Genomic DNA, 14,228 nt, shown 5'->3' with positions numbered 1-14,228 from the left:
CTGACCTGCGACGATGCCCGACCGGTGCCGGACCTTCGGGATCGTGGGAAAATCTGGTCATGGTCCAGCGCCCCGGTGTGCCGACCGCGCCCCAGCTCGTCCTCGTGACCGACTGGGGCGCCACCGAGATGGATCCTGACCGGATCTACCACGTCGGTCGGGACCCCCTTTGCGAGATCTGCCTCGACGACGCCCGCGTCTCCTGGCACCACGCGATCCTGCGCCCGGACGGCGACCACTGGACGCTGGAGGACGAGGGCAGCACCAACGGCACCTACGCCGACGGCCACCGGGTCCACGAGTGGAGCGTCGGCGTAGGCACCGAACTGCGCTTCGGCAGCGTCGACGACGGGCCGCGCGCCGCCGTCATCGGCGCCGCGCCCCCGGCGGCGCCCCCGCCTCCGCCACCACCCCCGCCACCCCCCGCGGCGGGCACCGGCCGGCCGTCCCAGGTCGCGAACCCGTCCATGACCGGTACCTTCCGGCAGCCGACGACCGTACGACCGCTGCCCGTCCGTACCACCGTCCGCATCGGCCGAGCCCCCGACAGCGACCTCGTCGTCGACGACCTCACCGTGTCCCGCCGGCACGCCGAACTGCACGCCCTCGCCGACGGCAGCTACGAGATCCTCGACCTCGGCAGCCACAACGGCACCTACCTCAACGGCGCCGCCGTCACCCGGGCCACTCCCGTCACCGAAGGCGACATCGTCGGCATCGGCCACTCGGTCTTCTGCCTCGTCGGCGACCAGCTCCAGGAGTACGTGGACACCGGCGAGGTCTCCCTCGACGTACAGGGCCTCACCGTCGTCGTCGACCGCGGCCGCAAGACCCTCCTCGACCAGGTCTCCTTCCCGGTCGGCGCCAAATGCCTGCTCGCCGTCGTGGGCCCCAGCGGAGCCGGCAAATCCACCCTGCTCGGCGCACTGACCGGCCTGCGCCCCGCCGACCGGGGCACCGTCCTGTACGACGGGCGCGACCTCTACCGCGACTACGCCGAGCTGCGCAGCCGTATCGGCCTCGTCCCGCAGGACGACATCCTGCACTCCCAGCTCACCGTCCGGCGCGCCCTCACCTACGCCGCCGAACTGCGCTTCCCGCAGGACACCGCCAAGGCCGAACGCCAGGCCCGGGTCGACGAGGTGATCGGTGAACTCGGCCTCGAACAACGCGCCGACCTGCCCATCCACAGCCTCTCCGGCGGCCAACGCAAACGCGTCTCCGTCGCCCTGGAACTGCTCACCAAGCCGTCCCTGCTCTTCCTGGACGAGCCCACCTCCGGACTCGACCCCGGAATGGACCGCTCGGTGATGAACATGCTGCGCGACCTCGCGGACGACGGCCGCACGGTCATCGTCGTCACCCACAGCGTGCTCAACCTCGAAGGCTGCGACCGCCTGCTGGTCCTCGCGCCCGGTGGGCGCATCGCCTACTTCGGCGCCCCCGGGGAGGCCCTCGACTTCTTCGGCTTCGACCAGTGGCCCGAGGCCTTCGAAGCATTCGAGAACCAGCGCGACCGCGACTGGGCCGGGGAATACCGGGCCTCGCCGCTGCAGCGCCGCCACATCGACGTCGCCGCCGGCCGACCCCCGCTCACGTCCCAGGCCGAACGGGCCGCCGGCGTCCCGCCGCAGCCACGGCCCAAGGCCCAGAGCTGGGGCTCCCAGCTCTCCACCCTGATCCGCCGGTACACCGCCGTGCTCCGGTCCGACCGCACCTTCCTGGCCATCATGGTCGCGCTGCCGTTCGTCATGGGCGCCATGACCCGCGCACTGGCCGGCAACACCCTCAACGCCGAGACGGCCCTGAACGCCCTGTTCATCCTGTGCGTGGGCGGAGTTCTGATCGGCGCCGCCAACGCGGTGCGCGAACTCGTCAAGGAACGCGTCATCTACCAGCGCGAGCGTTCCGTCGGCCTGTCCCGGTCGGCCTACCTGATGTCCAAGGTCGTGGTCCTCGGCGCGATCACCGTCGCCCAGGCCGTGGTCCTCACCCTCGTCGGCCTCGCCGGAGTCACCATCAACGCCCCCGGCGGCCGGGGCAACTTCATGCCACCACTGATCGAGATCACTCTCGCCGTCGCCCTGCTGTCCCTCACCGCGATGCTGCTCGGCCTGCTGATCTCCGCCCTGGTGACCAAGGAGGAGGTCACCATGCCGCTGCTGGTCCTCCTCACGATCGTCCAGGTCGTCTTCTGCGGCTCCCTGCTGAAACTCACCGGCGTCCCCGTCATCGAACAGCTGGCCTGGTTCGTACCGGCCCGGTGGGCCATGGGAGCGATGGCGGGCACCATCGACCTCGGGGCGATCGTGCCCGGCAAGATCACCCAGGATCCGCTGTTCGACCACGAGGCCCACCTGTGGCTCCTCGAGATGGGCATGCTCGTCGTCCTGTCCGTGCTGTTCGGCGTGCTGGTCGTCCGGCTGCTGCGCCGCCACGAGCCGACCATCATGCGGAAGTAGGCCTCATGAGCAGCCCGCTGGGATACCCCGGAGGCGAGGTGGCGGACTTCCGGCCCACCCATGTGGTGCCACAGGAGGGGCTGTCCGCCTGGGAGAGCCCCGACGTCTCCCGGCCGACCGTGCCCCTGGACCCGTTCCTGCCCGTGCAACTGCTGTCCCGGCGCGGGGAGTGGGGGGAGGTCCTGTGCGCCAACGGCTGGTCCGCCTGGGTGGACGGACGGCTCCTGGTCGCCGTGCCGCACCCGCCGCCGACGGCCGGCGGACGGCCCCCGGTCCGCTCCGAGGACCCGCGGCCGCTGCTGACCCGGGGCTCCGAGGCGCTGGAACGCTACCGGCGGGCCGTGGACGAGCTCGCCTCGGGCCGGATCGACACCGATGCCTTCCGCCGCTCCGTACGCGGACTGCGGGCCGGAGTGGTCATCGACGGCGAGTCGGTGTGGCTCTACGACGAGAATTCGGGCCGGTGGCTGTACGACGACGGGGACCGTATGACGACCTACGCGGTCGTCGCCGGACCGGGGGCCCCCGCCGCGCCCGAACCCGGGGGCCGGCCGCCGCCCCCCACGGAGGTGCCGCCCACGGAGGTGCATCCGGGCGGCGAAGACGCCGTACGCAGGGAACGGACCCCGACCGACGCGGTCGGAGTCCCGCGCGAACGGCCCGGGGAGCAGTCCGACCGGTCGGGTTCCCATGACCCGACCCGGATCGTGGACACCCGCGACCCCGGAGGCGACTGACGGTGGCCGAGGAACGCGCGGAGCCCGCCGGCGGGTCCCCCACCGACCTGCGCGGGCAGCAGATCGCCGGGTACCTGGTGGAGAGCGAGATCGGGCGCGGCGGCATGGCCGTCGTCTACGAGGCACGGGACCTGCGCCTCGACCGGCGGGTGGCACTGAAACTGCTGGCTCCCGAGCTGGCCCGGAACGACACCTTCAGGCAGCGCTTCGCCCACGAGTCGAGGGTGGCCGCGACCATCGAGCACCCGCACATCGTGCCCGTGTTCGAAGCGGGGGAGGCGGACGGGCTGCTCTACATCGCCATGCGCCTCGTCGAGGGACCTGACCTGCGGGTGATGCTGGACCGGACGGGCCCGCTGCCGGTGGCGACGGTCGCGCGGATCGCCGGCCAGGTGGCCTCCGCGCTGGACGCGGCACACGCCCACGACCTGGTCCACCGGGACGTGAAACCGGGCAACATCCTGATCGCGCCGGGCACGGACCGGGACCACCCGGAACACGCCTACCTCACGGACTTCGGACTGACGAAGAAATCGCTGTCCCTGACCGGGTTCACGACCGACGGGCAGTTCGTCGGGACCGTGACCTACGTGGCGCCGGAACAGATCTCCGGCAAGCCCGTCGACGGCCGCTGCGACGTCTACAGCCTGGGGTGCGTCGTCTACGAGGCCCTCGCCGGGGAACCGCCCTTCCAGCGGGACGACGACATCGCCCTGCTGTGGGCCCACCAGTACGACGCGCCGCCCCCGCTGAGCTCGCGGCGGCCGGACCTGCCGGAGGCGGTCGACGAGGTACTGGCGAAGGCGCTGGCGAAGTCGCCGGACGACCGGTGGAACAGCTGTCTGGAGTTCACCGGGGCCCTGCGGCGGGCGGGAGAGGGCGGCCGACCGCCGACGACCGGGCTGCCCGGCGACGGCGAGGCGGCGCAGGCCGCGCGAGCCGACCTGCCCGCCCCGCCGCCGGTGCCGTCATGGGCGCTCCCGGTGTTCGACCCGCCGACGTCCGGCAGGACGGCCTGATCCGCTCCGGTACGGCTCGATCCGTTTCCGGTCCGCGAAACCCGTTCGGACGTCGTGCCGACCGTCCTACTGCGGCGCCCCGTCGGTCGTGGTGGCCGGTGCGTCGACCCGGCCACCACGGTGGAGCGGACGGGCCAGCAGGGCGCCCAGGAAGCCCGCCACCGCGCCCCACAGCAGCCCGAGCCCGACATTGCGCCACAGCACGGGATCCAGCCGCACCTGGCCGCCGAGGCCGTCCACCTCACCGATGCCCAGCAGGGAGAGGCCGAACTGCGCCTGGATCCGGCCCAGCAGGCAGACCGCCAGGGTCGCCAGGGCCAGGGCCACGCCGAGGTGGAGGGCGTGCTGCCAGGGGCGGACGTGGGCGGGGGAGCGTACGGCGGCCAGGACGCCCGTGCCGAGCAGCAGGACGGCGGCCACCACCACCAGCCACCACGCCCGGGAGTCCTGTTCCGCGAGCGCGGAGACGTCGATCCGGGACGGGTCGGAGCCGCGCAGGACCTGGTCCAGCAACTGTGGCATCGGCAGCCCGAAGGGTCCCTCGACGTTGCCCTCCCAGGCGCCGCCGAAGCCCAGGGTGAGCGCGAGCCAGACGAGGTTCGGCAGCCCGAGCAGGATCACGGCCAGGGTCCGATCGGTATGGCCCTGGGTGGCGGCCACGACCACACCGACCCCGATGCCGAGGACGACGTAGGCGAGGAGCAGCAGCATCGTGGCGAAGGCCGCCGGGCGCAGCGCCGAGTGGAAGCGGACCAGCCGGGCCGGGAGCGGGGCGCGGCGCGAGACCAGCAGGGCGATCAGCAACAGGCCCAGGATCCAGAGCAGTCCGTACAGGAGGGTGGCCGGCAGGTCGGCCTGGAAACCCACCGTGGGCGCGGAGTCCAGCAGTTCGGTGATGGTCCCGATGGGGGAGTCACCGGTGGAGATGCCGAAGGTCTCGCGGGCGAGGAAGGCGGCCCCGGTCAGGGCGAGCAGCCAGAGCACGACCAACGGGAGCGCACGGCCGAGGAGTTCGCGGGGTCGAGCCACGGCCCGGTTGTGCAGGGGGCGCAGGAAGAGGTAGCCGGTGATCAGGGCGCCGGCCAGACTCACCGAGAGGGGGACCACCGAGAGACTCACCTCGGCCCCCGCCAGCGAACCGGCACCGCCCGACACCTCCAGCGAACCGCCCGCCGCCATCACCACGACGGCGGCGACCACATGCGGGAACGCACCGCCCGGCAGGTCGCCCGCGCCCGCGCACAACAGCCCGGCGGCGGCGACCACGGCCATCACCACGAAGCCCGCGACGACGGCGACGAGGGCGTCCCGCCATGCCCTCGCGGAGCCCCCCGACGATGACGATCCTGGCGTCGGACTCACCCTGCCACCGTGACACCCTCGGCTTGCGGGCACCACCCGGACGGCGCACACAATGGTCCCCGGGGAACTCACTCCTCCTGGGAAGAAGAGCCCGTGACCACACAACCGTCCGGCCGACCGCCGTCTTCGGAACGCCCCACCGGGCCGCCCTCCGGCCCGCTCTCGGGCGGGCAGCAGGGGCCTCCGCCACCGCCGCCTCCGGCGCCGCCGGGTGGGCCCGGAGGCCCGGCAGGCCCGAGTGGCCCGGGTCAGGGACCGGCGAACGGTCCCTGGTGGCGCTCCGTGCCACGGCTGGCCACCGCGCTGGTCGCGGTGGCGGCGGTCGTGGCGCTGGCCGTGGTCCTCACCCGGCCGAGCGGGACCACCGACAACGCCGGGGGCGAGGTGTTCCTGCAGCCGGTCGCCGCCTCCGGGCCCGACCCCTTCACCGAGTCCACGGTGGTGAAGGACGCGCCGCCCCCGCCGGAGAGCCCACCACCCTCTCCCCAGGGCACGGGCACCGCCCAGGTCAGTCCGAGCGCCAGCCCGACCGGGCCGGTGGGCACCCGCAGCGTCAGCGGCTCCGCGCCGGGCGTGTACGGCGGCACCAGGAACGTCGCCAGCTGTGACGTCGAGAAGCTGATCGGATCGCTCGGTGCGGACCCCGCCAAGAACGCGGCCTTCGCCTCGGGGCTCGGCATCCAGCCGGCCGCCGTTCCCGGCTACCTCCGCTCGCTCACCTCGGTGCAGCTGCGGATGGACACCCGGGTGACGAACAACAGCTACCGGGACGGCAAGCTCGTCCCTTATCAGGCGGTGCTGCAGGCCGGGACGGCCGTGCTGGTGGATGACCGGGGCGTGCCGCGGGTGCGCTGCGCGTGCGGGAACCCGCTGGGTCCGCCGGTGGCGCTGAAGGCCGCCCCGAAGCGCTTCGGACAGACGTGGCCCTCCTACCAGCCGACGAAGGTGGTGGCCATCGCACCGGCGCCGACCGTCATCAACAAGATCGTGATCTACGACCACCGTGACAACCAGTGGTACGAGCGCCCCAAGGGCGACCACCAGGGCAAGCCCAAGCCCGACCGGCCGATTCCGCCGCCGCCCGTCCCGACGCCGCCGCTCACGCCGACCCCGACGGTGACGAACCCGCGCCCGTCAGGGACCTCGCCGAGGCCGACCCCGTCCGGGACCTCGCCGACACCGTCGAAGTCCCCGTCGAAGTCCCCGTCGACGTCGCCCTCGAAGTCTTCTTCGGAGTCCCCGTCGAAGTCCCCCTCCACGTCGCCCTCGAAGTCGCCGTCCGAGTCGCCCTCGAAGTCGCCGTCGCCGTCTCCGTCGGAGTCACCGAAGAAGTCTCCCTCCGAGTCACCCAAGCCGACTCCGTCGGAGTCACCGAAGACGACCCCGGCCGAGTCACCGAAGGCGTCCCCCTCGGAGTCGTCCGCCGAGTCGAAGTCGCCCTCGAAGCCGGCCTCGCAGACACCTTCGACGCCGCCCTCCGCGCCTACCGCGCAGTCACCGACGCCGAAGTCCGCTCCCGCGACCACAGCGGCTCCGGCATCTCCCACGGTCGCCGCGACTCCCAGGTCTTCCGCGCCGCGTCCGCAGACCTCGGCCGCACCCCCGTCCGCTCCGCCGTCGGCAGCGCCGCAGCCGAAGCCGGAACCGGCCCGGACGGCCCCCCAGCGGCCCGAGCCCGAGGCCCCCGCCCAGGAAAGCTGACCGCCCCCGCCCATGACGGTGCCTCCTCCCCGCGCGGGGAGGAGGCACCGTCACGGACCGGCGCGCGGCGGAGCGAGGATCAGCCGCGGCCTCGGCGGGAGAGCGTGTCGCCCGCGGCGCCCACCGCGAGACCGAGGGCGATCATGACGAGGTAGCTGTAGATCTCGTAGCCGTCGGGGGCGAGGAAGCGGACGAAGAGATCGCCCGCGAGATGCACGACGTACTCGGCCACCGGCTGTCGCTGCTCAGCGTGCACGCGGGCGCCCTGGAGTTCAATCCCGGCGCCCCGCGGGCGGAGATCGAGCGGGCCGCCGGGGTGATGCGCGAGAGCGCCCACCTGGCGCTTCACGACCTGCGCGAGGTGATCGGCGTACTCCGGGCGGGGCCGGGTACCGGGATCGCGGAGGGCGGCGAGCGACCGCAGCCGGAACTGGCGGACCTGCCCCGCCTGGTGGCCGAGGCCAGGGCCGCGGGCGGACCGATCGACCTGGCCGGACCGCCCGAAGGGGCCGCGCCACCCGCCCTGGTGGGGCGTACGGCGTACCGCATCGTGCAGGAGGCGCTGACCAACGTACGCAAGCACGCGCCCGGTTCGGCCGCCGAGGTAAGGGTGACCGGGGGCCCGGGCGACGGGCTGACGGTGGAGGTCCGCAACACCCGGCCACCCGGACCGGATCCGGCCCCCGGCGCGGCCCCCGGGCCGGCCGAAGGCGGCGGGCAGGGACTGATCGGGCTGGCCGAACGCGCCCGGCTGGCCGGCGGGAACCTGACGGCCCTACCGGCCGACGGAGGGTTCGGGGTACGGGCCTGGCTACCCTGGCAGGGCTGACCGGGGGACGAGGACGGGACCCGGACCCGGGGCACGAAGGACGGGACGAGAGACGGGAGACGAGGCGCCGGTGATCCGCCTGCTGCTGGTCGACGACGACGCGATCGTCCGGGCCGGGCTGCGCCTGATGCTGGGCGGCGCTCCGGACAGCGAGCTGGTCGCGGAGGCCGCGGACGGGGCGGAGGTGCCCGCACTGGTCGCCGCGCACGGCCCCGACCTGGTGCTGATGGACATCCGGATGCCCGGCGTCGACGGGCTGGCCGCCACCGAGCGGCTCCGGGCGCTGCCCGGAGCTCCGGAGGTGCTGGTCCTGACCACCTTCCACACCGACGCGCACGTCCTGCGGGCGCTGCGGGCCGGAGCGGCCGGGTTCCTCCTCAAGGACACCCCGCCGCAGGAGATCGTGACGGCCATCCGGACGGTGGCCGCCGGCGACCCGGTGCTCTCCCCGGCCGTCACCCGCCGGCTCATCGACCGGGTGGCGGGCGACTCGGGCCGGGACACCCGGGCGACCTCGGCCCGTGCCCGGCCGGCGCTGCTGGCCGAGCGCGAACGCGAGGTGGCCCTGGCGGTCGGGCGCGGCCTGTCCAACGCGGAGATCGGACGGGACCTCCACCTGGCACTGCCCACGGTGAAGACCCACGTGTCCCGGATCCTGACCCGGCTCGACCTCAACAACCGGGTCCAGATCGCCCTGTTGGTCCATGACGCGGCCCTGCCGGACGACACACGGCACTGAGCCGCCCGGCCCGCCGGTGCCTCGGCCCCATGGCCCGACCTGCGGCGTGTCGGACCGGGCACGGAGGGTGCCCGAGGCTCCCGCAGGGACACCGGCAGGCGGGAGTGAGACCCTGGCTGCATGGCCCGTAGGGCAGAGAAACCCGCCGTCGGCTGGCCGGCGAGGCCGGACACCAGCCTCGCGCTCAACCGCATGGGCACCTTCGACTGGGACCTCGACGGCGGACGGATGTACCTCGATCCCACCGCCCTCGAGGTGCTCGACCTGCGCCCGGACGAGTACGACGGGACCCCCGGCGGACTCCGGAGCCGCTTGGCACCCGGTGAGGAGGCCCGGCTCGACACCCGGGTCGCGCAGGCGATCAAGGACGGCCGGAGCCACTACGGGGCGTACGTCCGCAGCCGCGCGCGCGACGGTTCACCGACCTGGACCCATATCCAGGGACACATCCTGCGGGACCCGTCCGGTCGCCCGTACCGCGTCATCGGGATCCTCCGCGACGCAGCCCACGACCCCGGTGAGCCCGGTGCCGGCGGCGAGGAGATCGAGGGGCGGCGCCGGATGACCGGCGTCGTGGAGCGGACCACCGCCATCCTCGCCCACGCCCGCACCGTCAACGACGTGACCGACATCCTCAAGGACCCGCAGGCCCTCGGACACCTCGGCGCGGTCAGCGTGATGCTGGGCGTCGTCGACGGCGGCCGCATCCACCTCGTCGCGGAGGGGCAGCTCGGCTCGTACGTGCCCGAGATCGAGTACACGAGGATCGACGCGCGGCTCCCGATGAGCGAGGCCGTACGCACCATGCAGTCGGTCATCCTCGTCTCCCGGGAGGAGTTCCAGCACCGCTACCCGGACCTGTGGCCGTACATCGAGCCGCTGTCCGTCCGCAGCGGCGTCTACCTTCCGCTGATCGCCCAGGGACGACCCATCGGAGCGCTCGGGCTGCTCTACACACGGGAGGGCGAGTTCACCGCCGAGGAACGGAACCTGCTGATGGCGCTCGGCAGCGGGGTCGCGCAGAGCCTCCAGCGGGCCATCCTCTTCGAGCAGGAGCACGACCTGGCCGAGGGACTCCAGCGGGCCATGCTGCCCCGCCGGATCCCGGACGTGCCGGGCGCGCGGATCGCCGTACGGTACCGGTCCGCCCGGATGGGGCGGGACATCGGCGGTGACTGGTACGACGTGGTCCCGCTCGGCGAGGGCCGGGTCGGGGTGATGATCGGCGACGTCGAGGGCCACGACACGGACGCGGCCGCCGTCATGGGGCAGCTGCGCATCGTGATGCGCGCCTACGTCGTCGAGGGGCACACGCCGGGCGCGGCGATGGCCCGGGCCTCGGCCTTCCTGCGCGAGCTGGAGACGGAACGCTTCGCCACCTGCACCTACGCCGAGGTGGACCTCACCACCGGGATGGCCCGGCTGGTCCGCGCCGGGCACCTCGATCCGGTCGTGCGGCGCGGCGACGGCAGCGTCCACCGGGTCCAGGTGGCCGGCGGGCTGCCGCTCGGCCTGCCGCCCCGAGAGCAGTCCGGAACCGGCTCCGGCTACCCCGTCACCAGCCTCGAACTGCACCCCGGGGACACCCTGCTGCTGTGCACCGACGGCCTGATCGAACGCCCCGGCGCCGACCCGGACAGCGGCATGCGGGAGCTGCTGGCCGCGGTCCACAGCGGCCCGATCGACGTGGAGGAACTCGCCGACGTGCTGTGCGACCTGGTCGGCGACTCGGGCGGCGGGGACGACATGGCCATGCTCGTCCTGCGCCGCCGCGGCACCCCGACCGCGCGCGGCGGCGGTCCGCTGCAGCAACGACTGGAGCCGGGCGACACGAAGGCCCCGGCGCTGGCCCGGCACCTGATCCGGGCGGCGGTGGCGGCCTGGGGCGCGCGGCACCGGGCCGACGAGATCGAACTGGCGGCGGACGAGCTGATGACCAACGCCCTGGTCCACACGGAGGGCGGCGGTCACGTCAGCATGCGGCTCACGGCGCAGGGCCGGATCCGGATCGAGGTGGAGGACAGCAGCAGCGCCCTGCCGAGGCGGCGCGAGGCGGGCGACTGGGCGGTGTCGGGGCGCGGGCTGATGCTGGTGGACGGGCTCGCGGACGAGTGGGGGGTGGAGCCCAGGGGCGGCGGGAAGTGCGTGTGGTGCGAGTTCGAGCTGGTGGCCCCGGAGGACGCCGCCTGAGAGCCGGGTGGAACGCCTGCCGGACACCCGGACCGGTCCCTGCCGGACCTGCCGGGCCTATCGGGTCCCCACCGGGCCCAGGACCCTGGGACCCGCGCCGTCAGAGGCGTACCAGTGCGACCTCGGTGGCCTTCACGCTCGTCCACACCGCGGCGCCGTCCACGAGGCCCAGTTCGGCCGCCGCGTCGGGGGTGATCTCGGCGACCAGATCGGGCGCGGTGTCCGAGGAGACCAGCACCCGCAGCCGGCTGCCGACCGCGGTGATCTCCCGTACGGTGCCCGGCCAGACGTTGCGGGGGCTGCCGCCCGGCCGGTCCGTGTGCACGGAGACCGCCTCCGGAGCGATGATCGCCAGCGCCTGCGCGCCCTCGGGCAGCGTCTCGGCGACCACGAGCCGGCCGCCCGCCGCGAGGGTGAGCCCGTCGGCCGACGCCGTGCCCGGCCAGGCGTTGCGGCCGAGCATGCGGGCCACCCACGGGGAACGCGGGTGCCGGGTCACCTCGGTGGGCGGTGCGTCCTGCAGGGCGCGGCCGTCGGCCAGTACGAGGACCCGGTCGGCCAGCGACACCGCCTCGACGGGGTCGTGCGTGACGATGAGGCAGACCCCGCCGAAGCCCGCCAGGTGGGTCCGCAGGGTGTGCCGCACGTGGGCCCGGGTGGTCTGGTCGAGCGCGGCGAGCGGCTCGTCCAGCAGGAGGAGCCGGGGGCGGGCGGCCAGCGCCCGGGCCAGCGCCACCCGTTGGGCCTGGCCGCCGGAGAGCTGGGCGGGCCTGCGGCCGGCGAGGTGCAGCACACCGAGCCGGTCCAGCCAGGCCAGGGCCTCGCGACGGGCCTGCGCACGCGGCACCCCGCGGGCGCGCAGCCCGTACGCGGTGTTGGCCACGGCGGTCAGGTGCGGGAACAGCGCCCCGTCCTGCGGTACCCAGGCCACCTGTCGCTCGTGCGGGGGCAGGGCGGTGACGTCGGTGTCGCCGAGCCGCAGTTGGGCGTGGGCCCGCGGGGTGAGGCCGAGGAGGGCGCGCAGCAGGGTGGTCTTGCCGGCGCCGTTCTCGCCGACCACGGCGATGGTGGTGCCGGGTTCGGCATCGAGCGTGAGCTCGTTGAAGCCGGTGACGGTGGCGTGCAGGGGCCAGCGGCCGCTGCCGTGGGGCGGCGCGACACCGTCGACGCCGTTGGTGGTGCGGGCGCTGCCGGAGGTGCGGGCGCCTTCGGTGGGCGGTTCCTCGGGGACCGGCGCCGGAGCGGCCTCGCGGGCCACCGGGGTGCCCGTCCAGCGTCCGCGCAGGGCGATCAGTACACCCATGGCGATCGCCAGGAGCAGCAGCGAGACGGAGGTGGCGGCCTCGGGCTTGTCCTGCAGCAGCAGGTACACCTGGAGCGGCAGGGTCTGGGTGGTCCCGGGCAGGTTCCCGGCGAAGGTGATGGTCGCCCCGAACTCGCCCAGCGCGCGGGCCCAGGTCAGCGCCGCGCCGGCGACGAGGCCGGGGGCGACCATGGGCAGGGTCACGGTGAAGAACACCCGGACCGGCGAGGCGCCGAGCGAGGCGGCGGTCTCCTCGTAGCTCTGCCTGAGACCGCCGAGCGCGCCTTCGAGGCTGATCACCAGGAACGGCATGGCGACGAACGTGGCCGCGACGACGGCGCCCGAGGTGTGGAACGGCAGGGTGATCCCGAAGGTGCCCTCCAGCCAGGGCCCGAGCAGTCCGCGTCGGCCGAAGCCGAGGAGCAGGGCGACACCGCCGACGGTCGGCGGCAGCACCATCGGGAGCAGGACCAGGGAGCGGACCAAGGCCTTGCCCTTGAACTCGACGCGGGCCAGCAGCCAGGCCAGCGGTACGCCGAGGAGCAGCGAGAGGGCCAGGGCCCACAGGGACACCAGCAGCGAGAGCTTCAGGGCCTCGACCACGCCGGGGCTGGTGAGGTGATCGCCGAGCTCGCCCCACTGGGTACGGACGAGGATGCCGACGAGCGGGAGCAGCAGGAACGCGACGGCGAGCAGCGCGGGGACCGCGAGGGCCAACGGGGGCCGGGTGCGGGCACGGGTACGGCCGCGCATGCCGGAGCGCGTGCCGGTTCGGCTGCGGAGTCTGCTCATCACGGTTCCTGGCTGCTGCGGGTGTCGGATGCGGGGAGAAGCGTAGGTGGCGGGTGGCGGGCGTTCGGTGGTGGGTCCGGGGGTCCGTGTGCGTGAACGCCGAGAGGGCCTGCCTGTCCCCCCGGTACAGGCAGCCCCTCAGGGGCGTGGGTCGTACGGCGGTTACGGCTTCTGGAAGCCCGCGTCCTGAAGGATCTTCTGCGCCTCGGGGGTGCTCAGCCAGGCTACGAAGGCGGCCGCGTCCGTGGCGTTCTTGGACTGCTTCAGCGTGGCGGCCGGGTAGGAGGCCACCGCGTTCTGGTCGTCCGGGATGTCCACGGTGACGACCTTGTCGCCGGACTTGGCGGAGTCGGTCTTGTAGACGAGACCGGCGTCGGCCTCACCGAGCTCGACCTTGCTCAGCACGGCACGCACGTTGGGCTCCTGGGAGACCGGCTTCACCTCGATCTTCTGGGCGTCGAGGATCTGCTTGCTGTAGCGGCCGACCGGGACCTCGGGCGCGGCGAGCACGACCTTGATCTTGGTGTCGGCGAGGTCCTTGAGCTCGTCGATCTTGAACGGGTTGGCCTTGGTGGCCGCGATGACCAGGCGGTTCTTGGCGATGATCGTGGCGTCGCCGGTATCGGCCTTCAGCCCGTCCATGGTCTTGGTGTCGGCGGTGACCAGCGCGTCGGCCGGGGCGCCCTGCTTGACCTGGGCCGCGAGCTCCTGCGAACCGGCGAAGGAGAAGGTGATCTTCGTGCCGGGGTGGGTCTTCTGGTACTCCTCACCCGCGGTCTTGAAGACGTCGGTGAGGGAGGAGGCGGCCAGCACCGTGAGGTTCACGGCCTTCGGCTCGGGGGTGGGGTCGGCGGCGGCCTTGTCGTCTTCGCCCTTGCCGCACGCGGCCAGCGGCACGAGCAGGGCGGCGGTCAGCGCGGCGGCGGCGGTGCGACGGATCGTGAACGGGGACATGAGCAGATGCTCCTCGGTCGGGTCGGCGGCCGGCCTGGTGCCGGAACCGCGCGGTGGTGACCCGCGCCGGTGACGGGCGGAGCGGGTGGGGACGTTCGGTGATGCCGAGCGGGTGGTGCGGGGGACCGCGGGTGGACGGC

The 14,228-nt window shown here is 73.7% G+C and carries 11 protein-coding genes and 2 pseudogenes; 7 read left to right on the top strand and 6 right to left on the bottom strand.

The annotated features are described in order from the left end of the window. The first annotated feature begins 59 nt into the window (after window positions 1-59). From AB8A24_RS04990 to AB8A24_RS04980, 3 genes are read left to right on the top strand one after another with little or no spacing between them, the layout of a single operon-like run. Complete coding sequence (locus tag AB8A24_RS04990; RefSeq protein WP_369474871.1) at window positions 60-2,462, top strand: FHA domain-containing protein; 2,403 nt, start codon at window positions 60-62, stop codon at window positions 2,460-2,462. A 5-nt stretch (window positions 2,463-2,467) separates the two neighbouring features. After that, complete coding sequence (locus tag AB8A24_RS04985; RefSeq protein ID WP_328964581.1) at window positions 2,468-3,199, top strand: hypothetical protein; 732 nt, start codon at window positions 2,468-2,470, stop codon at window positions 3,197-3,199. Window positions 3,200-3,201: 2 nt separating this feature from the next. Continuing rightward, window positions 3,202-4,218, top strand: coding sequence for a serine/threonine-protein kinase (locus AB8A24_RS04980; RefSeq protein ID WP_328964582.1), 1,017 nt, complete (start codon window positions 3,202-3,204; stop codon window positions 4,216-4,218). A 66-nt stretch (window positions 4,219-4,284) separates the two neighbouring features. On the opposite strand, the gene AB8A24_RS04975 is transcribed toward AB8A24_RS04980, so the two are convergent. Further along, window positions 4,285-5,580 carry a streptophobe family protein gene (locus AB8A24_RS04975; RefSeq protein ID WP_328964583.1) on the bottom strand — a complete coding sequence of 432 codons (1,296 nt, stop codon included), beginning with the start codon at window positions 5,578-5,580 and terminating at the stop codon, window positions 4,285-4,287. 248 nt (window positions 5,581-5,828) lie between these two features. After that, window positions 5,829-6,260 carry a hypothetical protein gene (locus AB8A24_RS04970; RefSeq protein WP_328966162.1) on the bottom strand — a complete coding sequence of 144 codons (432 nt, stop codon included), beginning with the start codon at window positions 6,258-6,260 and terminating at the stop codon, window positions 5,829-5,831. Here AB8A24_RS04970 and AB8A24_RS04965 point away from each other — a divergent pair. Continuing rightward, window positions 6,154-6,555 (top strand): annotated as a pseudogene (locus tag AB8A24_RS04965) (DUF6777 domain-containing protein); the annotation flags it as partial. The gene AB8A24_RS04970 and the pseudogene AB8A24_RS04965 sit on opposite strands and share 107 nt — an antisense overlap. A gap of 17 nt (window positions 6,556-6,572) precedes the next feature. On the opposite strand, the gene AB8A24_RS04960 reads toward AB8A24_RS04965, so the two are convergent. Then, window positions 6,573-7,295, bottom strand: coding sequence for a hypothetical protein (locus tag AB8A24_RS04960; RefSeq protein WP_369474910.1), 723 nt, complete (start codon window positions 7,293-7,295; stop codon window positions 6,573-6,575). A 65-nt stretch (window positions 7,296-7,360) separates the two neighbouring features. After that, window positions 7,361-7,513 (bottom strand): hypothetical protein, encoded by a 153-nt coding sequence (locus tag AB8A24_RS04955; RefSeq protein WP_369474870.1) that lies wholly within the window; start codon window positions 7,511-7,513, stop codon window positions 7,361-7,363. Here AB8A24_RS04955 and AB8A24_RS04950 point away from each other — a divergent pair. From AB8A24_RS04950 to AB8A24_RS04940, 3 genes and pseudogenes are all read left to right on the top strand, one after another. Continuing rightward, a pseudogene (locus AB8A24_RS04950) lies at window positions 7,469-8,110 on the top strand (sensor histidine kinase); the annotation flags it as partial. The gene AB8A24_RS04955 and the pseudogene AB8A24_RS04950 sit on opposite strands and share 45 nt — an antisense overlap. Before the next feature lie 70 nt (window positions 8,111-8,180). Further along, window positions 8,181-8,849, top strand: coding sequence for a response regulator (locus tag AB8A24_RS04945; RefSeq protein WP_369474868.1), 669 nt, complete (start codon window positions 8,181-8,183; stop codon window positions 8,847-8,849). Between the two features lie 120 nt (window positions 8,850-8,969). Then, entirely contained in the window at window positions 8,970-11,039 is a 2,070-nt protein-coding gene (locus AB8A24_RS04940; RefSeq protein WP_328964587.1) for a SpoIIE family protein phosphatase, read from the top strand. Between the two features lie 100 nt (window positions 11,040-11,139). Here the strand turns inward: AB8A24_RS04940 and AB8A24_RS04935 are convergent, their stop codons facing one another. Further along, window positions 11,140-13,095 (bottom strand): ABC transporter permease, encoded by a 1,956-nt coding sequence (locus AB8A24_RS04935; protein WP_369474906.1) that lies wholly within the window; start codon window positions 13,093-13,095, stop codon window positions 11,140-11,142. A 201-nt stretch (window positions 13,096-13,296) separates the two neighbouring features. After that, window positions 13,297-14,088 (bottom strand): molybdate ABC transporter substrate-binding protein, encoded by a 792-nt coding sequence (gene modA, locus AB8A24_RS04930; protein ID WP_369474866.1) that lies wholly within the window; start codon window positions 14,086-14,088, stop codon window positions 13,297-13,299. Window positions 14,089-14,228: the final 140 nt, after the last annotated feature.

This window comes from Streptomyces sp. BF23-19 (assembly GCF_041106355.1).
Taxonomy (GTDB): Bacteria; Actinomycetota; Actinomycetes; order Streptomycetales; family Streptomycetaceae; genus Streptomyces; species Streptomyces virginiae_A.
The sequence above is the reverse complement of the archived record's forward strand: the minus strand, read 5'-3'. Positions and strand labels throughout refer to the sequence as shown.

What these genes read in the sequence shown, in the direction of transcription:
- AB8A24_RS04990 (WP_369474871.1), top strand. Translation starts at nt 60, where the DNA reads ATGGTCCAGCGCCCCGGTGTGCCGACCGCGCCCCAGCTCGTCCTCGTG.
- AB8A24_RS04985 (WP_328964581.1), top strand. Translation starts at nt 2,468, where the DNA reads ATGAGCAGCCCGCTGGGATACCCCGGAGGCGAGGTGGCGGACTTCCGG.
- AB8A24_RS04970 (WP_328966162.1), bottom strand. Translation starts at nt 6,260, where the DNA reads ATGCCGAGCCCCGAGGCGAAGGCCGCGTTCTTGGCGGGGTCCGCACCG.
- AB8A24_RS04960 (WP_369474910.1), bottom strand. Translation starts at nt 7,295, where the DNA reads ATGGGCGGGGGCGGTCAGCTTTCCTGGGCGGGGGCCTCGGGCTCGGGC.
- AB8A24_RS04940 (WP_328964587.1), top strand. Translation starts at nt 8,970, where the DNA reads ATGGCCCGTAGGGCAGAGAAACCCGCCGTCGGCTGGCCGGCGAGGCCG.
- AB8A24_RS04935 (WP_369474906.1), bottom strand. Translation starts at nt 13,095, where the DNA reads ATGCGCGGCCGTACCCGTGCCCGCACCCGGCCCCCGTTGGCCCTCGCG.
- modA (WP_369474866.1), bottom strand. Translation starts at nt 14,088, where the DNA reads ATGTCCCCGTTCACGATCCGTCGCACCGCCGCCGCCGCGCTGACCGCC.